Origin of the sequence: uncultured Algibacter sp., assembly GCF_947495675.1 — a bacterium.
Lineage (GTDB): Bacteria > Bacteroidota > Bacteroidia > Flavobacteriales > Flavobacteriaceae > Algibacter_B.
This window is the reverse complement of record NZ_CANLZX010000001.1, coordinates 234173-254823: the sequence shown is the minus strand read 5'-3', so window position 1 is coordinate 254823 and position 20651 is coordinate 234173. Positions and strand designations below refer to the sequence as shown.

General features: G+C 30.3%; 23 protein-coding genes. 2 read left to right on the top strand and 21 right to left on the bottom strand.

Features of this window, described 5'->3' with window-relative positions; genetic code table 11:
• Nucleotides 1–39 precede the first annotated feature (39 nt).
• From Q0842_RS01090 to Q0842_RS01050, 9 genes are all read right to left on the bottom strand, one after another.
• Nucleotides 40–363 (bottom strand): metalloregulator ArsR/SmtB family transcription factor, encoded by a 324-nt coding sequence (locus tag Q0842_RS01090; protein WP_298493147.1) that lies wholly within the window; start codon nt 361–363, stop codon nt 40–42.
• A gap of 82 nt (nt 364–445) precedes the next feature.
• Nucleotides 446–955, bottom strand: a complete 510-nt coding sequence (locus Q0842_RS01085; RefSeq protein ID WP_298493144.1) for a YtxH domain-containing protein — start codon at nt 953–955, stop codon at nt 446–448.
• A 106-nt stretch (nt 956–1061) separates the two neighbouring features.
• Complete coding sequence (locus Q0842_RS01080; protein WP_298493141.1) at nt 1062–1826, bottom strand: sulfite exporter TauE/SafE family protein; 765 nt, start codon at nt 1824–1826, stop codon at nt 1062–1064.
• Nucleotides 1827–1852: 26 nt separating this feature from the next.
• A complete protein-coding gene (locus tag Q0842_RS01075; protein ID WP_298493138.1) occupies nt 1853–2239 on the bottom strand; it encodes a VOC family protein in 387 nt (128 codons plus the stop codon).
• Nucleotides 2240–2255: 16 nt separating this feature from the next.
• Nucleotides 2256–2627, bottom strand: a complete 372-nt coding sequence (locus tag Q0842_RS01070) for a VOC family protein (RefSeq protein ID WP_298493135.1) — start codon at nt 2625–2627, stop codon at nt 2256–2258.
• Between the two features lie 24 nt (nt 2628–2651).
• On the bottom strand, nt 2652–3110 hold the full coding sequence (locus Q0842_RS01065) for a DUF1801 domain-containing protein (protein WP_298493132.1): 459 nt from the start codon (nt 3108–3110) through the stop codon (nt 2652–2654).
• Between the two features lie 6 nt (nt 3111–3116).
• The gene (locus Q0842_RS01060; protein ID WP_298493128.1) at nt 3117–3623 is read right to left on the bottom strand and encodes a DUF4199 domain-containing protein; all 507 of its coding nucleotides are present in this window, start codon (nt 3621–3623) and stop codon (nt 3117–3119) included.
• Between the two features lie 104 nt (nt 3624–3727).
• Complete coding sequence (locus Q0842_RS01055) at nt 3728–4129, bottom strand: response regulator transcription factor (RefSeq protein ID WP_298493125.1); 402 nt, start codon at nt 4127–4129, stop codon at nt 3728–3730.
• A gap of 9 nt (nt 4130–4138) precedes the next feature.
• A complete protein-coding gene (locus tag Q0842_RS01050) occupies nt 4139–5074 on the bottom strand; it encodes a 2-hydroxyacid dehydrogenase (RefSeq protein ID WP_298493122.1) in 936 nt (311 codons plus the stop codon).
• A 217-nt stretch (nt 5075–5291) separates the two neighbouring features.
• Here Q0842_RS01050 and Q0842_RS01045 point away from each other — a divergent pair, with 217 nt between their 5' ends.
• On the top strand, nt 5292–6536 hold the full coding sequence (locus Q0842_RS01045) for an ectonucleotide pyrophosphatase/phosphodiesterase (RefSeq protein ID WP_298493118.1): 1245 nt from the start codon (nt 5292–5294) through the stop codon (nt 6534–6536).
• A gap of 231 nt (nt 6537–6767) precedes the next feature.
• Here Q0842_RS01045 and mgtE read toward each other — a convergent pair whose 3' ends face one another.
• From mgtE to Q0842_RS00990, 11 genes are all read right to left on the bottom strand, one after another.
• On the bottom strand, nt 6768–8147 hold the full coding sequence (gene mgtE, locus Q0842_RS01040; protein ID WP_298493115.1) for a magnesium transporter: 1380 nt from the start codon (nt 8145–8147) through the stop codon (nt 6768–6770).
• Between the two features lie 43 nt (nt 8148–8190).
• On the bottom strand, nt 8191–9060 hold the full coding sequence (rsmA, locus tag Q0842_RS01035; RefSeq protein ID WP_298493112.1) for a 16S rRNA (adenine(1518)-N(6)/adenine(1519)-N(6))-dimethyltransferase RsmA: 870 nt from the start codon (nt 9058–9060) through the stop codon (nt 8191–8193).
• Complete coding sequence (locus Q0842_RS01030) at nt 9035–9487, bottom strand: GNAT family N-acetyltransferase (RefSeq protein WP_298493109.1); 453 nt, start codon at nt 9485–9487, stop codon at nt 9035–9037. Before Q0842_RS01030 ends, rsmA begins: the two co-directional genes overlap by 26 nt.
• A 9-nt stretch (nt 9488–9496) precedes the next feature.
• Nucleotides 9497–9820 carry a DUF4286 family protein gene (locus tag Q0842_RS01025; RefSeq protein ID WP_298493106.1) on the bottom strand — a complete coding sequence of 108 codons (324 nt, stop codon included), beginning with the start codon at nt 9818–9820 and terminating at the stop codon, nt 9497–9499.
• 5 nt (nt 9821–9825) lie between these two features.
• A complete protein-coding gene (locus Q0842_RS01020) occupies nt 9826–10338 on the bottom strand; it encodes a GNAT family N-acetyltransferase (protein WP_298493103.1) in 513 nt (170 codons plus the stop codon).
• Between the two features lies 1 nt (nt 10339).
• Nucleotides 10340–12115, bottom strand: a complete 1776-nt coding sequence (locus Q0842_RS01015; protein WP_298493100.1) for a tetratricopeptide repeat protein — start codon at nt 12113–12115, stop codon at nt 10340–10342.
• A gap of 315 nt (nt 12116–12430) precedes the next feature.
• Nucleotides 12431–12553 carry a hypothetical protein gene (locus Q0842_RS01010; RefSeq protein ID WP_298493097.1) on the bottom strand — a complete coding sequence of 41 codons (123 nt, stop codon included), beginning with the start codon at nt 12551–12553 and terminating at the stop codon, nt 12431–12433.
• 150 nt (nt 12554–12703) lie between these two features.
• A complete protein-coding gene (gene serS / locus Q0842_RS01005) occupies nt 12704–13975 on the bottom strand; it encodes a serine--tRNA ligase (RefSeq protein ID WP_298493094.1) in 1272 nt (423 codons plus the stop codon).
• Between the two features lie 43 nt (nt 13976–14018).
• A complete protein-coding gene (locus Q0842_RS01000; protein WP_298493091.1) occupies nt 14019–15335 on the bottom strand; it encodes an HTTM domain-containing protein in 1317 nt (438 codons plus the stop codon).
• On the bottom strand, nt 15325–16260 hold the full coding sequence (locus Q0842_RS00995) for a bifunctional riboflavin kinase/FAD synthetase (protein WP_298493088.1): 936 nt from the start codon (nt 16258–16260) through the stop codon (nt 15325–15327). Before Q0842_RS00995 ends, Q0842_RS01000 begins: the two co-directional genes overlap by 11 nt.
• Before the next feature lie 57 nt (nt 16261–16317).
• Nucleotides 16318–16809 (bottom strand): hypothetical protein, encoded by a 492-nt coding sequence (locus Q0842_RS00990; protein ID WP_298493085.1) that lies wholly within the window; start codon nt 16807–16809, stop codon nt 16318–16320.
• Nucleotides 16810–16934: 125 nt separating this feature from the next.
• Here Q0842_RS00990 and Q0842_RS00985 point away from each other — a divergent pair, with 125 nt between their 5' ends.
• Nucleotides 16935–19970 carry a reprolysin-like metallopeptidase gene (locus Q0842_RS00985; protein ID WP_298493082.1) on the top strand — a complete coding sequence of 1012 codons (3036 nt, stop codon included), beginning with the start codon at nt 16935–16937 and terminating at the stop codon, nt 19968–19970.
• 29 nt (nt 19971–19999) lie between these two features.
• Here the strand turns inward: Q0842_RS00985 and pth are convergent, their stop codons facing one another.
• Nucleotides 20000–20635, bottom strand: coding sequence for an aminoacyl-tRNA hydrolase (pth, locus tag Q0842_RS00980; RefSeq protein WP_298493079.1), 636 nt, complete (start codon nt 20633–20635; stop codon nt 20000–20002).
• Nucleotides 20636–20651: the final 16 nt, after the last annotated feature.

The window sequence follows — 20651 nt, the reverse complement described above, 5'->3', positions numbered from 1 at the left end:
TTTTTAACTTTTACGCTTATTTTAATTTATAAATATCCATTAACAGCAATTGGATTTTGTTTTATTAAAAAATACATTTAACTGATTTTGAATAGCTGTCCAGCGTTCTATATTAATACAATAACACATACTTTTACCTTCAACTTCACCTTTAAGTAAACCAATACTTTTTAGTTCTTTTAAATGTTGAGATATAGTTGCTTGAGCCAGACCAATTTCTTCAACCAAATCGTTGCAAATACAAGAGTTTTGATTACTAATATACTGTAGGATAGCTACACGCGCTGGATGACCAAGCACTTTAAAAAACTGAGCTAAATCATTTTGCTTTTCTGTAAATATTTGTGTTTTTGTAACGCCCATATTGTTATTTATATATTGCAATATTACGATGTTAATTTTAAATAAAAAAGTCAAAATGTTTTTTTTTGACTTTTTTATTTGTTTATAATGAGCTAAACCAATTTTGGAAATGCGCTCCTAAAACAGGGGTAGGTTTCTTTTCACCACTTAATGCACCAACAAGACTCATAATCCATAAAACAAAGATTAGTATATTTAAAATCCATCCTATTACGGGAATAAACATAAATACTAAACTTAAAATTAATAGGCCTAACATTTGTCTGATATAAAATGATCCTAATTCTGATTTATTACTATTGTTCATCACTAAAGCAATAATCCATCCAATTAAAGTAATATGCGCTATAATAGCAATATTCTTACCATTACTTAATACCTCTTTTGCATCATCTGCAAATTCCGAAGCTGTTTCTTTTGCATCATTAGCAAATTCTTTTGCTTTTTCTTTAGCTTCATCAGCAAGTTCTTTAGCATCATCTGCCAATTCTCCTGCTTTATCAGTTACTTTATCAGCTGCTTTTTTAGCACCATCTTTAGCGTCACCTAACATATCATTTAGATCATCACTTAATTTTTTTTCATCAGACATTTTATATTCTATTTTCTGGTTATACTGTAAAATTAATAAAAAATTTATTGCTTTATAACAATATGTCATTTAACTTAAAATAATGTTACATAACATGTTAGTTAATTTATTTAAACATCATAATAATACCACCAATTGCTGTAACAATTAAAATAAAACGCCTGTAATTTACATTTGAAATTAATTTAACAATATATGCACCTAAAAAAAAGCCAAAAATAACTGCAGGAACTAATACCGAATTTAAAACCAATGTGTTTATAGTAACTGTTTTCCACACAAAAATGTGAAATGGTAATTTAAAAACATTAATAATGAAAAATAACCATGCTGCTGTACCAATAAATTCATTTTTTGGAAAGCGCATTGCTAAGAAATAGATGTTTGAAATGGGGCCAGCAAGATTCCCTATCATTGTTGTAAAGCCCGCTAAAAATCCTGTTGTTATACCAAATGCTTTATTTGTTGGAACTGTATTGGATTTTCTGTTTTCAGTATAAAACATAATACCAACAGAAACAATAATAATAATTGCCATAAGTCTTTTAAACACAAGTTCTGAAATATCATTACCAATCCACACACCTACTAAAACACCTACAATCATCCATGGGATTAACTTTTTAATGATATGCCATTGTGCATGCCTATTATAGTAAATAACAGCAAATACATCTGCACAAATTAACATTGGAAGTAAAATACCTGTTGATGCTTTTTCACCAAAAACAAAGGCAAGAATTACAACAATAATAATACCTATACCTTTAATTCCAGATTTAGACAAACCCAATAAAAAAACTGCAATACCAATGAATAGCCATTGTAATGCAGTTAAATTATATGATTGTAAAATTTCTAAATAAGTCAATAGGTATTTTTTTGTAAAAAACGAATTTACAAAAATGCTTTATCTACAGGTTCCCAAAGTTCAATTTTATTACCATCATTATCTAAAATCCAACCAAATTTTCCGTATTCGTATTCTTCTACATCTCCAACAATTGTAACACCTTCATCTTTTAAAACTTTTAATAACTCGTGTAAATTTTCTACACGGTAATTAAACATAAAATCTTTTTTTGAGGGTTCATAATATTTTGTGTCTTCTGGAAAAGGACTCCATTGTGTTGAGCAGTCATTTCCGTCTTTATCTTTCCACCAAAACGTACAACCATAATCATCTGTATTGAAACCCAAATGTTTTTTATACCATTCTTTTGATGCTTTTGGGTTTTTAGTTTTAAAAAATAACCCACCAATGCCTGTTACTCTATTTTTCATCTTTTATGTTATTATTTTATACATGCTGGTCTATAAGTATTGTATTACCATCAGGATCATACAATACCAAGCTTGCTGGGCCAGAGGTATTCTCTTCAACTTCTTTCTCTAGTTTTATTTTATTATTCTTTAAGTGCTGTTGTATAAGTCTTATATCATCAAAATTTTCAACTTTATTAGCACTTTCATTCCAGCCAGGGTTAAAGGTTAATATGTTTTGTTTAAACATACCTTGAAATAAACCAATTAGCGCATTATCATTTTTCATGATAAGATAATTGTTGTTTACATCTCCCGCAAACACCTTAAAACCAAGGGTTTCGTAAAATTTTTTTGAAGCTTTAATGTCTTTAACATTTAAACTTGTTGAAAAGGCTCCTAATTTCATGGTTCAAGTTATTTATTGGTTATTTTATTTCTTTTTTATATTGGTTTCATAAATGTCTATCCATTCATTAACTGTTAGTTTTTTACAGAGTTGTGCAATTAAATCAAAAGGGATGTCTTCCATTTTTTTAAAACGAATGCAGCTTTTACCCATATCTAATTTTCGCTTACTATGTTTTGGAAATTCACTAACAAACCAATCATAAATTTTTGGGACTGCATAAATACCACTATGATAAAGGTTTATTGAATTTTTTTGAGATGCAAAACTCATAAAAGGTAAAGGTTCTTTTGGTTTACAATGATAACCATCTGGATATAAAGTATGAGGTACAAAATAACCTATCATACCATATTGAATCCCTTCTTGAAAACCTTCAGGTAAATTTTCATTTATGACTAAACGAAGCTTTTTTAATACCGCTTGACGTTCTTCTGGCACTTGGTTTAAATATTCATCTGGTGTATTCGCTTTGTATTGCATGCTATATTATTTTCGATGTAAAATTAAGGCAGAAATTAAAGAAATTATAAATCCCAAAATAATGACCGATGCAAACATCATAAAAGCCATAAAAATTGGGCTACCATAATCTGTCATTTGTTGGGTTAATTCTGCTGTTTTAACTTTTAACTCTTCAGCAGATAATGTTTCTGCCATTTTATTCACAGAATATTCCAAATATTCACTTGCAAAGTCTGGGTTTATAAAAGAAGTATAAATATAATCGAAAACAGCAACCCCTATAGCAGAAAAAAATGCTATTAACATACCAATAGCAAGGGCTTTTTTTAGTGATACTTTACCATTATTTACTTTATCACGGTAGTGTTTGATACCGAAATAAACAAATAATAAAGAGAGTACCATGGCTGTATAACCAATTAGTTCTCCATAATCAAAATCGATACCCATTCCTAGAAAAAAGGGCAAACCAAAAAGTATAAAGCCACTTATTAATGCATAAAGACCAAACTTAATTATAGTATTTTTCATTATAATTATTTATTGATTAGTAAGTCAAAAATAGTGTGATAGGAAGAATTAAGGCTCATACTAAAGTACTAAATTGCTAATACTTTAGTTGTAAAGCTAAGAAATTAAATAATATTAAGGTCTTTTGAAATTTGAATGGCTTGAGTACGTCGTTTAGCATTTAACTTAACAAGAAGATTAGAAACATGTGTTTTTATAGTGCTTTCTGAAACAAATAATTTATCTGCTATTTCTTGATTAGATAATCCTGAAGCTACTTCTTTTAAAACTTCATATTCTCGTTTACTTAAACCTAAGTCTTTAATTTTTTGAAGATCTATTTTATTAGGATTGGTATTTTTATTTTTATTGTTAATAAATATTCCAATACCGAAAAACACAATGGCTATTAAAACCATAATGTATTCTATTTGCATGTTACCCCTAATTATTGTGTATTTACTTAATTGAAATAGAAGTAATAGTGCTAATATTAGTAGTGAAAAAACAATAACAGTTTTCTTCATCTTATAAAATTAACAAAATTTTGCTTTAATTTTATCTACTATAGTTTGTGCTAATTTTTCTTTACTTTCAATAGTCCAACCTGCCACATGTGGAGATAATAATACGTTTTCTGCGTTTATTAAATACTGGAAAGCATCGGGCATGTTTGTAGAAAATAAGTTTTCGAAAGAGGTTTTCTCGTATTCTAAAACATCTAATCCAGCCCCAAGAATTTTACCAGATTTTAATGCCTGAACTAAGTCTTTTGTTACAACGCTTTTACCTCTTGCTGTATTAAAAAACCAAAAAGGCTTTTTAAATTGATTAATAAATGTTGCATTAATCATATTTAAAGTAAGTGGAGTTTGGGGTGTGTGCAAACTTAAAATATCTGCTTTTTCTTGCAACTCTGTAAGCGATACTTGCTTAGCATTAGCATCGCCAACATTATTTTTTATATCGTAGCATAGTACCTCAACATCAAAACCTCTTAGTTTTTTTGCAAAGGCTTTACCCATATTGCCATAGCCTATAAGACCAACTGTTTTTCCGTCAAGCTCTAGACCTCTGTTATCTTCTCGTAACCATTTGCCTTGTCTTACCTCTGCATCTGCTTTGTTTAATTTATTAAAAAGTGATAGCAACATACCTAAAGTATGCTCGCCAACGGCATTTCTATTACCTTCTGGTGCAGAAATTAAATGTACACCTTTTTGTAGGGCATAATCGCAATCAATATTTTCTAATCCTGCGCCAACACGACCTATAAATTTTAGGTTTTTAGCTGCATCAAGAAATTGTTTATCTATGGTAAATCGGCTTCTTAAAACAATACCATCATACTCATGAATTTTGGCTTCAATGGCTTCTTTTGTAGATTTGTAATCTTCGTGATTTGTGTAGCCTAAATCATTTAATTGGTTGATTAATAAATCGTGATTACTATCGAGGTGGAGAATTTTCATGCTGTAAAATTACGAAGTTTTTTTACTATGTTTTACTGAAACAAACGTAATAATTTCATAATTGTAATACTTGACTTTGAAAAAAATTTCAGCTACCTTCGTTTAAGTTCGAATATAATTCATAAAAACGGAATCATATTAGCTATACGTTACCTGCAACCTTTAAAAATCAACCAAAATGATAAAACGAAAAGTATTACTTAAATCAGTTTTTATTTTGGGATTGATTTTATTGAATTCTTGTAATAAAAAAATATTAAGTCCGTCTAATTCCAATACAAATACAAACTCAAAAACTGCTCAAAAAAAGCCTTATTTAATATTAATTTCTCTTGATGGTTTTCGATGGGATTATGTAGAAAAATATAAGCCACCAAATTTGAGTGCATTTATTAAAAAAGGTGTTAAGGCAGAATCATTAATACCCTCATTTCCTACTAAAACTTTTCCAAACCATTATACCATCGCTACTGGGCTTTATCCTGAAAAACATGGAATTATAGGGAATATATTTTATGATTATAAGAAGGACACACTTTTTAATAAAAGAAGTCCGGGAATGGCAGAAGATGGAAGCTTTTATGGAGGTTCACCGATTTGGGTAGAGGCAAATAAGGCAAATATTGTAACTGCCAGTTTTTTCTTTGTAGGTACAGAAGCAGATATTCAAGGAATAAGGCCTACGTACTATTATACATTTGATAATAGCGTTAAAAATGATGAAAAAGTTAATCAAACAATAAATTGGTTGAACTTGAATGAGAAAAATAGACCGCATTTAATCACTTTATATTTTGGTGATATGGATAAAGTTGGACATCGGTTTGGAATTAAAGACAAAGAATTAAAAAAAGCGTTATTTGAATTGGATAAAAATTTAGGTGATTTATTTAAAGGGGTATCAAAAACTAAGCTTCCTGTAAATATTATGATAGTATCTGATCATGGTATGGGAAATCAGTCTACTAACAAAATAATACCAATAGATACTATCGAAAACGATGACTTATTCATGACAATTGAAAATGGTACAATAGTAAATATTCATCCAAAAAAAGATGTTGAAATAGATTCTGTACTACAGTATTTAAGAAATAAGGAAAGTAATTTCAAAGCTTATAAAACTGAAAACACACCAGGTTTTGAGTACATTCCAAAAAATAAAAACTGGGGTGCAATACAATTAATACCAGATTACGGTTATCATTTTTGGAATGAAAAACGCAAAAAAGCTCTTATTGAAGAGGGTATTACAACCTTTGGGGTTCATGGCTATGATAGCAAATACAAAGAAATGCATGGGATATTTTATGCGAATGGTCCAGCCTTTAAAGATGATTATGAAATACCTTCGATAAAAAATATTCATCTCTATCCATTAATGTGCAAAATATTAGGCTTAGAAATTCCAAAATTAATTGATGGAGATATAAATCAAATAGAACGTGTTTTGAAAGAGTAAAAAACAAACAAGATTTTGGTATTTACGTGGCGGAAAGCAAACGCTAGTTTGCTCCCATACTGCTTATAGCTAAACCATTAAACGACACTTTATAAAACAAACCCAATTTGGTTTTTAAACTTAAGTTAACAAACTTGCGCGTTAGGGATTGTAGAGAAAAGCCCACAGCCTGACGAAGGAAGTGCGAGGACTTGTAACGTAAAGCCCGACCCTTGTGGTAACGCCCAAATACTAAATACCGAGTATCATTTTAGCTATCCAGAAGTAGAGTAGAATACCTAAAATATCGTTGCTTGTGGTTATAAATGGTCCTGTTGCTATTGCTGGATCGATACCGCGTTTGTTTAAAAACAAAGGCACAAAGGTTCCTATAAGTCCTGCAATGATTATAACTGCAACTAATGAAACTGAAATGGCTAAAGCGGTAATTAACTCGCCTTTAAATGCCCAAACGAATAAAAATAGAAATAAAGCTAGAATTATTCCATTAAGGGCTGCAAGTAACATTTCTTTAATTAAACGGCTATTTACACTTCCGCGTACATCATCATTAGCTAAACCTTGAACAATAATAGCGCTAGATTGCACACCTACATTACCTGCCATTGCTGCAATTAGTGGTGTAAAAAAGAATAATACTACGGCTTTACCTGTAAATAGACTTTCGAACCCTTCCATGATTAAAAAGGCACCTATACCGCCTACTAATCCTAAAAATAGCCAAGGTAAACGGGCTTTTGTAAGTTCTAAAATACTATCATCGGCCTCGACATCTCCTGTGATACCTGCTGCCATTTGGTAATCTTTATCGGCTTCTTCTTTTAATACATCTACAATATCATCGATAGTAATACGCCCTAAAAGCACTTTATTTTCATCGCTTTCAACTACAGGTATGGCTTCTAAATCGTATTTAGCCATTATTTTTGCAACTTCCTCTACATCTTCATTAACGTTTACATAGTCAACATTAACCTTTACAATGTCAGATATTTTTTGCTCGCTTTTGGCTACTATTAAATCTTTTAAAGACAAGCGCCCAATAAGTTTTTCTTCTTTATTTACAACATAAATAGAGTGTACTCTGGTTACTTCTTTGGCTTGACCTCGAATTCTTCGCATACAACCTGCAACTGTCCAGGTTTCGTAAACTTTTACAAGCTCTTTAGCCATGAGCCCACCAGCAGTATCTTCATCATAAGCTAAAAGCTCTGTAATCTCTGCTTTGTGCTCTTCATCTTCAATTTGTGCAATTACGGCTCGTTGGCGATCTTCTGATAATTCTGAGATAATATCGGCCGCATCATCGGTATCTAACTCTTCAACTTCTTCTGCAATTTCTTTAGCTGAAAGATTTTTTAAGACCTTTTCTCGATTGTCTTCATCTAACTCCATCAGGATATCTGATGTGGTTTCAGAATCTAGAAGTTTAATAACATAAATAGCCTGTTCTAGATCTAATTCATCTAAAATCTCGGCAATATCAGCATAATGAAACTCATCGAGTAGTTTATGAAGTTCTTTATCTTTTTTTTGTTCGATAAATAACTCTACTTGCTCTATAAGTACATCTGTTAATTGAAATTGTATGTTATCGTTTTCTTCTGACATGAGATTTCTAGTCGTTGCACTCTGTCGAAATGACAAAAGGGTTTTATTCGTCTTTTTCTATTAATTGTGTTAGCTCAATAAAGGCTTGAACATTTAATTGCTCTGGGCGTTTGCCAAATATACTATTTGCTTTTAAATTATCAGATAAATTGAATGTTTTTAAACTGTTACGAAGTGTTTTTCTGCGTTGTTGAAAAGCTGCCTTAACTACTTTAAAGAAGAATTTTTCATCGCATGGCAAAGTATAATCTGCTTTTCTAGTGAGTCTTAAAACACCAGAGTCTACTTTTGGAGGTGGATTAAAAACATTTGGTGGTACTGTAAACAAATATTCGGCATCATAAAACGCTTGTGTTAAAACGGAAAGAATTCCATACACTTTACTACCTTCTTTTGAGCATATACGCTGTGCTACTTCCTTTTGAAACATACCAGAAAACTCTGGTATTTGATCGCGCATTTCTAGAGTTTTAAAAACAATTTGTGTTGAAATATTATAAGGGAAATTACCTATAATAGCGAATGGTTCTTGATTGAATACTTCGTTTAAATCATACTTTAAAAAATCTTTTTCTATGATTCTTGATGCAAGATTTAAGTAGTTGGCTTGAAGGTATTCAACAGATTCTGTATCAATTTCAATCACATAAGTTGTTATATCTTTTTTAAGTAGATATTTGGTAAGCACACCCATTCCTGGCCCTATTTCTAAAACATTTTTGTAACCTTTTAATGTGAGTGTATCTGCAATTTTTTCTGCTACAGATTCATCATTTAAAAAGTGTTGCCCTAAATGTTTTTTTGCTTTTACTTGATGTTGGTTTGGTTTGTATGCCACAGATTTATGCCTTTTAGTTGGTAAAGATACAAAACCCTTTGACTGTGCTTTAAAATATAATTTTAAAGCCTTCATGCGATGCTGTAAAACCCAGCTTTTCGTAAAACTTAATAGCCTCTGGTCTTTTTTTATCGGATGTTAATTGTACTATGCAAGCATTTTTTTCTTTTGCTCTGTTTATTGCCCATAAAAACATTTTGTTACCTATACCTTTGCCTCTGTATTGTTTTTTAATTATTACAGATTCGATTTGTGCCCTTAAACTACCTAAACGATTTAAATATTGAATAAAAGTAAGTTGTAATGTACCAATAATTTCGTTGGCTTCATTTATAACAACTATAAGTTCTTGATTTTCATCGGCGTTTATTATCATAAAAGCATCGAGATATTGCTTTGGCAATGGCATTTGGTAATGTTCTCTAGTTTTACCAAGTTCATCATGAGCCATCATAGCTACAATTTCTGGTAAATCGTTTTCTGTTGCCTTTCGATAAATCATAATTAATAGTTATTTAAAACTTACAGTATACTCATCAACAATTTTAAGTTCGGTTCTAAAGGCTAGCATTTTATCAGCGAATTTTTTTAAGCCTTCTTGTTGTAACTTATCCGCATCTTCTTTATAATAGGCATCTAAAGCTTCTCGAGAATACGAACGGTATTGTACTGAATACGTAACGCCTCCCATATCTTCTTCAACTAAAACTTGACTTAAAGTTGCTTTTTCAAATTTACCAGTACCTAAAACTTTAGGAATATGTTCTTTTATCCAAGTTAGCCATTCATCATGAATGGATTCATCTATGTTTACTGTTACGTTATATATAATCATGTTTCTTATAATGTTTTTGCAAATAACAGAAGTTCTTCATCATCTTCAAAAGGTTTTACTTTATTTTGATAGGTGAACCCTAATTTTTCGACCAATTTTATTGATTTATTATTGTCTGGATTTGTAATGGCTACAAGTTTTTTTAATTTGAATGTTTGTTTAGCAAGCTTCATTACTGCGATGGAAGCTTCGTAACCTATACCAATACCTTCATAATCTGGAAGCATTGCAAAACCAATATCGACCTCATCTAAAGCATCTCGTTTTATAAGCCCGCAGGTACCAATAGCTTTGTTATTTTCTGCTTTAAGTAATAGTTTATAAAACCCAAACCCGCTTGTTTTATAGCTTTTTAAATGACCTGTTTTTATTCGCTCTTCAGCATCCTTAATGGTTTTAGTCTTTCTATCTCCAATATATTTTATCCAATTAGGTGAGTTAACCAATTCCAAAAAGAAAGAAGCGTCTTTTAAGGTGAATTTAGAAATAAATAATCTATTTGTTTCAGCTACTATCATGTTAATTTATAGCGTCGCCTCTTAAGGTTCTATAACGTTTTCTGGCATCTACAAAGTAAATACTATCTGCATGATTAAAAATAATTTGTTCGTATAATGCTTTTGCTTTTTCAGGATTATTTAATTGCTTCTCATATATTTCTGCTAAATGAAAAAGGGCATCATCAATTAAAATACCATCTCTATAATTATCAATAATATATTCATAATTAACTTTTGCTTTTTCAATAACTCCTTTTAATTCGAATAATTGGGCTTGTTTAAATAAAGCTTGTGGTATGATTGGTTCTGTTTTATGTTCTTCAAGAATATTATCCAGTAAATTAATGGCTTCGTCATTTCTATTTTGAAAAGCTAAAAGGTCTGCTTTTGCATATCGTTTTAAAGCTGTTTGGAGTGAGTCTTCATATTTATTATCAGAAATTAAAAGTTTTAAATCGAGTGCATCATTGGCTATAAGTTGAGATGTTGATGCTTTTAAAATTTTAAGCTGAGACTCTGCCCATTTAAAATCGCCTTTAAAATAACTTGCTTTAGCTACTTTAAAACGTGCTTCTTGAGAAATGGTGCTGTTTTTAAGGTTTCTTTGAATTTGCGTGAAATAAATTAAAGCTTTGTTAAATTTTTCTTGTAATACTAAAATATCGCCTAATTCTAATTTTACCTGTGCTTTTTCTATGGATGCTAAAGGTAATTTTAAACTTGTTTCTAAAAATTTTGTTGCCTCTTCTGTATCGTTTAAATAAAATGCTAAAAAGTGAGCGTAAGAAATTTGTAATTTTAAAGTTTCAGCTTGTTTGCCAAAGGTTTCCAATAATTCAATATACTTTTTCTTTATGGCACTATAATTTGATTTTTGACTTTCTTTAATATCTATTTGAAGTAAATTTTGGTAGGCTTTTAGTTTGGTATTAGTGTCTTGAGCTGTTTCAATTATATAATTAAAAATATCTTTTGCAATGTCATTTTCATTGTCATTTGAAGCCATTAAAGCTAACTCTTCAATTTTACTTAAACTTTCAAGTTCCCTTTTATAAATCGCTTTTTCTTGTGTAAATGCTTTTTTATAGTCTTTTTGTTGAATAAACAACCAACTTAACAACTCGTTCCAGAGTAAATTAGGTTCTTGTTGCATTTTTGTTAATAGTAATTTGCGAAATACTACATTGTTTTGGTTTGCACTATCTTCATTTATAAAATCGTTTACAGCACGCTTTACATCTCTTACTGCTAAAGGGTTTGACTGTGCATAATTAAGGTAACTATTAAACATTTTTTCAATGTTACCTTGCTCTCCATAAATTTGAGCCAATTGTACATTAAAATTAAAGTCTGGGTTTAATGCAGCTGCTTTTTCATAGGCAATAATAGCTTCGTCTAATAAAGAATGGTTTTGAAAACTTCTTGCTATACCAAAAACATGACTTGCTTTTTGATCTATAAATGCTATGGCTTTTTGATAATTTTCTTTTGCTTTAGGTAAATTATTTTTAAGCTGATAATTATAACCCAACTCTACAATAAAAGCTGGATATTTTACACGTTCCATCAATTCTAGTAAAAAATCTTCAGCTTCATTATATTGCTCTAGCTGTTGGTATGTATTTATAACTTGATTTATATAAGTAATATTTGAAGACGATTTAGCATACAATTTTTTGTATTCTATTAATGCTTTTTCAAACTCGCCTTTTTGAAAATAATCTTTAGCAAGTGTAGCATTTTGGGAATGTATAACGCCCGAAATAATTAAACATAAAAATAAAAGATATCGCATACGGTAAATATAACAAATGTAGTGTGGTGTTATTGTAAAAGTTTTTATAAAATTAACTAGTGTTAATTGCAAGCCCCCTATAGTTCTCAGGATTAATTATAAAAACTAATATCTTTTTGTAGAATAAATTGAAGTTTTATTATAAAAAAGTGCCCGATTAAAATCGGGCACTTACCAACCAAAAATAATTTTCTATTAACTACTTGTTAATTAAATACTCGATTGGGGACAGTCTTTAATTCTTAAACATAATTAAGAACGACTATTTTTAAAAAATATTATTAGACTGTAACAAGACTTTTATTTAAAAAACAACTATTTACTTGCAATGGTTGTTGTACTATCTTCGGATTTAAACAATTCGAAATCTGAAGATAGAACTTTAGTTGCAAGAAAAATAAGAGCAATTAACAGAATAATGCGCTTAACATTCTTCATAATCAATAGGTTAAATGATTTGGTTAAGCGAACTTGTGAAATAAATATTAATAAATCAAGTAAAACAGGTTAAAATCGTTAAACGACGTATTTAAATTACCTTTCGTCGACACAAACAAGTATTTGATAGGTTTTTTGTAGTCTTTTACTTTAATTTATTATTTTAAAACCTGTATACGGTTGAAGCACTTCAGGAACTACAATTCCTTCTTCAGTTTGATAGTTTTCTAAAATGCCAGCCAACACTCTAGGTAATGCTAAAGAGCTTCCATTAAGTGTATGTGCTAATTCATTTTTACCATCACTATTTTTAAATCGAAGTTTTAATCTATTCGCTTGAAAGGTTTCAAAATTTGAAACAGAAGAAATTTCTAACCATCTATCTTGAGCGGTTGAAAATACTTCAAAATCATAAGTTAACGCAGATGCAAAAGAAGTATCTCCGCCACACAAACGTAAAATTCTATAAGGTAATTTTAGTTCTTTTAAAATATCTTTTACATGGTCTATCATACCATCTAAAGCTTCATAAGATTTGCTTGGATGCTCAACTCTAATAATTTCTACTTTATCAAATTGATGCAATCTATTTAGACCTCTTACATGCGCACCATAACTTCCTGCTTCACGACGAAAACAAGGGGTGTATCCTGTAATACTTACTGGAAGCTCACTTTCACTTAAAACTACATCTCTAAATATATTAGTTCCTGGTACTTCGGCAGTAGGTATTAAATATAAATTATCTTCTGTAACATGATACATTTGCCCTTCTTTATCTGGCAATTGTCCAGTACCAAAACCAGAAGCTTCATTAACCAAAAGTGGTAATTGATATTCTGTATAACCAGCGGCAGTATTTTTATCTAAAAAATATGCAATTAATGCACGTTGTAATCTTGCCCCTTTACCTTTGTAAACCGGGAATCCTGCACCAGTTATTTTGTTTCCTAGTTCAAAATCTATAATATCATATTTCTTTGCTAACTCCCAATGAGGTAAAGCTCCTTCATGTAATTTAGGAATTTCTCCAGCTTTAAAAATCTCTTCATTATCTAATTCAGAATTACCACGTGGTACATCTGCATGTGGCACATTTGGTATTTTATAAAGCAACTCATTTAAAGCTTCTGTCTTAGAATTAAGTAATTCTGAAAGATCTTTTGAAGTCTCTTTTAATATACTCGTTTTTTCTTTTAAAATATTTGCTTTTTCAACTTCACCAGATTTAAATAAGTTTCCTATTTCTTTAGATAGTGTATTAGATTCTGCTAAAGTATTATCTAATTCTGCTTGAAGACGTCTTCTGTCTTCATCAAAAGTAATAACATCACTAATCATTTGAACGGCATTAATATTTCGTTTTGCTAATCGTTCAACAATTAGTTCTTTATTTTCTCTAATAAAAGCGACTTGTAACATGACCTTAAAATTTAAGAGGCAAATTTAAGGAATGTCTTTTGAATCATTCTTCTTTTGATGGTAAAATCCAATAGCTATGTTTAAAAATATTCCATTCCATACTTGCAATATCGATATCTGGATTTATAAAAGTTTTATACGGTTTGCCATTAACGCTAACTTTACTATTTATGTAAACAGCTACATTTTCACCTTTATCTTTATACTTTTCTTTTAGGTGTTTTGCAAATTGCCACATCACATCTGGTTTTGTACTTGCAGATCTTTTCTGTTTAGAGCTTAAATATTTGTTTAAATCAATATTAGTACGTTTTCCTGTATCTTTATTTTCAACCCAATATGTTGTTTGACCACTTTTTACTCGAAGCATCATACGCCAAGAGAGTCTGTGCCCTTCTTCTGTCCAAAGTACATTATCTTCAATAAAATGATGTCTTAACGGTAGGCCTATTTGAATAATGAAATAAATGAGAAATCCAATTATTAGCGGTGTCTTAAAACTTGAAACGAAAACTTCTGCTTCATTATAAAACGGTTTCTTTTTTAAGAATAATTTTTGAATTTTTTTAGCTGGAAAAAAGAATAAAGAAAATGCTAAAGATAAATACGGAAAAATACCTATTTGAAATATAATAGAATTAAACAAATGAAAGCATATTGAGGCAATAAAAGCATATTTTCTTGTTGGTTTAAATAACAACAACGGTATAATTAAACCATCAAACAAAATACCTCCATAAGCTAATAAATAATGCACCCATTTATGCTGAAGAAAGTTACCCACAAGCATATAATCCTTTTTGGCTTTCATCATCAATTCGATTACTGTAGTATCTAACCAATCTGGATATAATTTTGCAATTGATGCATACGTGTAAACAATAAATAATTGAAAGATAATAACCCAACTACACCATTGTGGCATAGAATATTTTTTAATTTCTGGATGTAATTTAGCATCGATTGATGCGTATTTATTTGCTGGTAGAAACACCATAATCCCACTTAAAAGCATTAACAAATAATAATGATTATTATAAGATGATTTTTGCATTAAATACGTAGCAGACCACATTATTGCAAAAGCTAACATACTAAATCGGTATTTGTAGCCAACCATAATTAATAAACCAAAAACCCCCATAATGGCGTAATAAAAATACATACCATTACCCGGTAATGGCTGTAAAAACTCAAAACCAATAAAATTAAAGGTAAATTCTGGGTCTACTAATGTACGTTTTATCCAACCTGTAAAAATAGCGCCTACAGATTCTAAAAAACAAAGTAGTCCAAATATAATTCTGAAAACAATTAACGCAGAGTTATCAATATGTTTAAATAGCCATTTATTTAGCATTTTGATTGGATATGAATGCTAAAGCGGTGTCTTTATCGTTTGCAAGTTGTATTTTTAAAGCCTCTACAGATTCAAATTTTTCTTCATCACGTATTCGCTCAAGCAATTCTATTTTTAAATTAGCTTCATAAATATCTTCATCATAATCGAAAAAATGAACCTCAATAGTTTGGGTTTCACCATTAACAGTAGGGTTAAAACCTATATTCATCATACCATATACTTTTTTATTATTTATGGTAGATTGCACTATGTAAGATCCTTGTTTAGGAATTAATTTATAGGCTTCTTTAACTTCAATATTTGCTGTTGGAAACCCTAATTTTTTTCCTAAACCCCTTCCTTTTGTTACTTTACCTGTTAGCATAAATGGATGTCCTAAATAAGCATTTGCTTTTTGTACATCTCCATCAATTAAAGCGGTTCTTATTTTTGTTGAGCTTACAGCAACATCATTAATATCTTGAACAGAAATCTCCTCAACATCAAAACCATAAGTGTCTCCATAAGCTTTTAAATCATTAATATCGGCATTTCTATTTCTGCCAAACCTATGATCATAGCCTATTATTACTTTTTTTGCATTTAATTTTTCAACTAAAATTTCTTTTACAAAATCTTCAGCTGAAAGTCTAGAAAATTCATGAGTAAACTTTTTTATAATTAAAAATTCCACCCCTAAATCTTTCAAAATATCATGACGCTCATCAATGGTATTTATTAATTTAATATTGGAGTCTTTTTGCAATACCATTCGCGGATGTGGAAAAAAAGTAAGGATTACAGATTGTAACCCTTCAGCCTTACCTGTATTAATTAATCGCTTAATTATTTTTTGATGACCAATATGCACACCATCAAAAGTACCAATGGTAACTACTGTTTGTTTATTAGGAAGTGTATTTAAATTACGCTTAGTTTTCAAGCTTTTTTATTTTAAACAAAACTACTTATAAAGTAGCTTAAAACAAATCTTAAATACTTAATCTAAGTTAAAAATATGATTTATTTCGTTTATAATTTGTGGAACCTCATCAATCTTAAAACTTAAATGAAGTTTATAATTAACATTATCTATTTTACTTATTGATAATTCACCTTTATTAATTTTATAATACCCTGTTTGCCCTCTGCAATAACACCACCTAGCAAAAAAGAGATTTTTATTAGTTAAATCTGTTGTTAAGAATTCAAGGTTATTACTATCTAATGCAATAAAAACTTCTTCTCTATATCCGCTATCTTGAAAATCGCTATTTCCATGTTTTTTATATTCAAACTTTAAAACAGAACCATTACCATTTATTACTTCTGGATAATCACTACCAAGATTATCTGTTTTAATTAAAAGGGTTTTATTTTTTAAAAAACTATATGAACATGTACCATCTTCTGGACATGTTTTTGTGTTAACTTCCTCTATTGATTTTGATAAAGTTTTAACTTTAGCTTTACAAGAAATTAAACAAACCATTAAAAAAAACACATACAAATACCTCATAAGCAAATATATATTATTTTAAAATGACGGCTTAATTTTTGCAATTGATACTTTAACGACCTATTTTTAGCGGGCCTTAAAATCAAATATTTATTGGTATGACAAGTTTTAAAATAAAAAAGCACATATTCCTACTACTATTTTTATGCTTAATTACATCTATTTCAGCACAAAAAAAAGAAAGCATTTGGACCAAGGTTTCTAACAAAGAAGCGACTATTGGAAAAAAAATGTTAAGAAAAACCGAACCTTCAAAATCGGTTTACTTCAAATTAAATGTAAAAGAATTAAAAAACAGTTTAAGTTGGTTTTCAAAAACTACCAGTAGTAAAGATATATCAAGCCAAATTATCCAATTTCCAAATAGTGAAGGTGGTTTTGATGATTACAAGGTAAAAGAAGCTTCTATATTAGAATCAAGTTTTCAAGAAAAACACCCAGAAATACGTACATATATTGGTCAAAATATTAATAACCCAACGTCAACAATTAGTTTTAGTGTGACACCTCAAGGATTACATGCCATGACTTTGTCTTCAAAAAATGGTACTCAATTTATTGATCCTTATTCAGAAAACAACAACTATATTATTTATAACAAGGGAGACCTTCCTGCTCTAAAAAAAGAATTTCAATGCTTTGTTCCAGATGATATAACTGTTGCTAAAGAAACAAGTAAAAGTTCAAAATCTCAAATTAACCCTAACGACAGTAAGCTAAGAACATTTAATTTAGCATTAGCATCTACTATTGAGTATTCACAATTTCATTGGCAAGCAGCAGGCTTAACCCTTATAGATTCTGAGGCTGATAAAAAAGCAGCTGTATTAGCAGCAATGGTTATTACCATGAATCGTGTAAATGCTATTTTTCAAAGAGATCTAGCTATTAAAATGACTTTAGTTGACAATACAAATATCATTTTTATTACTACAGACAACTTTACTAATAATAACGCAGAAGTATTAATAAATGAAAGTCAAACTGAAATTGATGCAGCTGCAATAGCAACACCTTTTAGTTACGATATAGGTCATACATTTAGTACTGGTGGTGGTGGTTTAGCATCATTAAATTCACCTTGTGTTGCTTCTAGAAAAGCCATGGGAATTACTGGATCTTCTTCTCCTGTTGGAGATGCTTATGATATTGATTACGTAGCCCATGAAATGGGTCATCAATTTGGCGCACCTCATACGTTTAATGGAGATGCAGGAAATTGTGCAGGAGGCAATAGAACTGCTAATAATGCTTATGAGCCTGGTAGCGGAAGTACCATAATGGCTTATGCAGGTATTTGTGCTCCACAAAATATTCAATCTAGTGGCGACGCTTATTTTCATCAAAAGAGTATCCAAATGATTTGGGATAATATCACTACAGGTTTAAGTACTTGTGGTGCAGAAACTACATTAACTAATGCTCCTCCTACTGCTAATGCAGGCCCTGATTATACTATTCCAATTTCTACTGCATACAAACTTGTTGGAGCCTCGACTGATCCTGATGGAATAACTGGACATACATACACTTGGGAACAATATGACCTTGGTCCTGCAGGAATGCCTCAAGAGACTAACGCAACGGGGCCGTTAGTACGTTCTTTTGAGGGCACTACAAATCCTGTTAGAAACATCCCGTTATTTACTGATTATGTTGCCGCTGGTGGTTCTACAACTTGGGAAAAATTACCTGCTGTTAATCGCACCATGACTTTTGCTCTAACAGTTAGAGATAACGATGTTATGGGAGCAAATGGAGGCGGACAAACAGATGTTGACTTTATGGATATTACTGTTAATAGTACAGACCCATTTTCTGTTATAAATCCTATTTCATGGGCCCAAGGTTCTACACAAAATATAGAATGGGTTGTAGGCCAGTCTGCTGATGTTGGAACTATTAATTGCCAAAATGTAAACATCAAATTATCAACAGATGGCGGAATAAATTTCACTACAATTGTTTCAAATACTCCTAATGATGGTTCTTATACTTATACTGTCCCTGCTATGGCAGACACGACTAACGCTAGACTATTAATTGAAGCTGCCGATAATATTTTTTATGATGTATCAGATTTTAATTTTTCTATTTCAACAGAACCTGATTTTTTCATAAGTAATGAAGTTTTAACACCTATTAATTGTAACGAAACAACGGTTGTATATAATTTTGATTACACAGCAGTTAATGGATTTACAGATAACACAACATTTAGTGCTTTAGGATTACCTGGAAGTAGTACTGTAAGCTTTTCTCCAACAAATAGAAATAATTCTGGTAATGTAACAATGACCATTAATAATTTAGATGGAGTAACCCAAGGAGATTACAACTTTACAATTAGAGGGACATCTACAACACCAAAAACCAAAGATAAAACGGTTAGTCTTAGTTTTTTTAATAGTGTTTGCACTTCAATAGCTAATACCGATTATAATACCAGTACTACTTTAGTAGAATTCAATACTATAAATCAATCTTCAGATAAGCCATCTGGTTATAGTGATTATACATTAGTTGCATCAGATGTTAATAGAAATAGCCCATATAATTTAACGGTTCGAGTAAATACTGATCCACTTGATGGAGCCTATACTACCAATACAAGGGTATGGATAGATTGGAATCAAAATTGCGAATTTGAGGCAAGTGAAGAATATGATTTAGGAGATGCATTTAATGTCGCAGATGGCGAAACAGCAAATTCACCATTGGAAATTACTATACCAAATGATGCTGTTTTAGGCGCAGTAATAATGCGTGTGTCTACCAAATACAAAGATGATGGTTTACCTGGGCCATGTGAAAATGCCTTTGATGGGGAGGTTGAAGATTATAAACTTAACATAATGCCAACATTATCTGTTGAGGAATTTGGTTTTGAGAATTTCGTGGTTTATCCTAATCCAAATAAAGGTGAATTTACAATTAAATTAAACACAACAACAACTGGTAAATTAGATATCCAATTATTTGATTTAAGAGGTAGAATAATTTATAAAAACAGCTACAAGGATACTGGCGATTTTAAAGAAAAACTACAACTAACATCCTTAAATTCTGGAATGTATATTTTAAATGTTAGTGATGGTTTGCGTCAATCTACCAAAAAAATAATTATAAAATAATAGAAAAGGAGGCTTAATGCCTTCCTTTTCTATTTTCCATTAAATGTATTCATGGTATTATTTATACCTGCTAAGCCAAAAGACTTAATTAATTCTATTGATTTCTCTAAACGTTCAATAAGTTTACTATTTTCTTCATCTGTCCATTCTCCTAACACATAATCAACTTGCCTTCCCTTACTAAAAGCATCACTTATACCAAATCTAAAACGGTTATATTTTGTAGTATTTAGTTTGTCTTGAATATCTTTTAATCCATTATGCCCGCCATCGCTTCCTTTAGTTTTTAGCCTAATACTTCCAAATGGTAAGTTTAAATCATCTGTTATAACTAATAGATTTTCAATAGGAATTTTCTCTTTTGTTAACCAATATTGAACTGCTTTTCCGCTTAAATTCATATAAGTACTTGGTTTTAGAAAAATAAAAGTTCTTCCTTTTAGCTTATATGCTGCTACATCTCCAAGTTTATCGGTAGTAAAAGTTATATCTTCTTTTTTTGCAAAATAATCTAATACTTTAAAACCAATATTATGACGAGTATTTTCATATTTTTCGCCTATATTTCCTAAACCAACTATTAAATATTTCTTCATAGGATTTTTTTCTTCTATATGTAATCTTGTTTTTTCACTTTTAAATAAATTGATTAAAAAACGCCACATAAAAGTTTCTTTTTTG

Coding starts and splice junctions, on each gene's coding strand:
- serS (WP_298493094.1), bottom strand. CDS start 13,975: ATGTTACAAGTCGCTTTTATTAGAGAAAATAAAGAACTAATTGTTGAA.
- pth (WP_298493079.1), bottom strand. CDS start 20,635: ATGTGGCGTTTTTTAATCAATTTATTTAAAAGTGAAAAAACAAGATTA.
- Q0842_RS01090 (WP_298493147.1), bottom strand. CDS start 363: ATGGGCGTTACAAAAACACAAATATTTACAGAAAAGCAAAATGATTTA.
- Q0842_RS00985 (WP_298493082.1), top strand. CDS start 16,935: ATGACAAGTTTTAAAATAAAAAAGCACATATTCCTACTACTATTTTTA.
- mgtE (WP_298493115.1), bottom strand. CDS start 8,147: ATGTCAGAAGAAAACGATAACATACAATTTCAATTAACAGATGTACTT.
- Q0842_RS01015 (WP_298493100.1), bottom strand. CDS start 12,115: ATGCGATATCTTTTATTTTTATGTTTAATTATTTCGGGCGTTATACAT.
- Q0842_RS01060 (WP_298493128.1), bottom strand. CDS start 3,623: ATGAAAAATACTATAATTAAGTTTGGTCTTTATGCATTAATAAGTGGC.
- Q0842_RS01065 (WP_298493132.1), bottom strand. CDS start 3,110: ATGCAATACAAAGCGAATACACCAGATGAATATTTAAACCAAGTGCCA.
- Q0842_RS01050 (WP_298493122.1), bottom strand. CDS start 5,074: ATGAAAATTCTCCACCTCGATAGTAATCACGATTTATTAATCAACCAA.
- Q0842_RS01055 (WP_298493125.1), bottom strand. CDS start 4,129: ATGAAGAAAACTGTTATTGTTTTTTCACTACTAATATTAGCACTATTA.
- Q0842_RS01010 (WP_298493097.1), bottom strand. CDS start 12,553: ATGAAGAATGTTAAGCGCATTATTCTGTTAATTGCTCTTATTTTTCTT.
- Q0842_RS01025 (WP_298493106.1), bottom strand. CDS start 9,820: ATGATTATATATAACGTAACAGTAAACATAGATGAATCCATTCATGAT.
- Q0842_RS01075 (WP_298493138.1), bottom strand. CDS start 2,239: ATGAAAAATAGAGTAACAGGCATTGGTGGGTTATTTTTTAAAACTAAA.
- Q0842_RS00990 (WP_298493085.1), bottom strand. CDS start 16,809: ATGGTTTGTTTAATTTCTTGTAAAGCTAAAGTTAAAACTTTATCAAAA.
- Q0842_RS01030 (WP_298493109.1), bottom strand. CDS start 9,487: ATGATTTATCGAAAGGCAACAGAAAACGATTTACCAGAAATTGTAGCT.
- rsmA (WP_298493112.1), bottom strand. CDS start 9,060: ATGAAGGCTTTAAAATTATATTTTAAAGCACAGTCAAAGGGTTTTGTA.
- Q0842_RS01070 (WP_298493135.1), bottom strand. CDS start 2,627: ATGAAATTAGGAGCCTTTTCAACAAGTTTAAATGTTAAAGACATTAAA.
- Q0842_RS01085 (WP_298493144.1), bottom strand. CDS start 955: ATGTCTGATGAAAAAAAATTAAGTGATGATCTAAATGATATGTTAGGT.
- Q0842_RS01000 (WP_298493091.1), bottom strand. CDS start 15,335: ATGCTAAATAAATGGCTATTTAAACATATTGATAACTCTGCGTTAATT.
- Q0842_RS01020 (WP_298493103.1), bottom strand. CDS start 10,338: ATGATAGTAGCTGAAACAAATAGATTATTTATTTCTAAATTCACCTTA.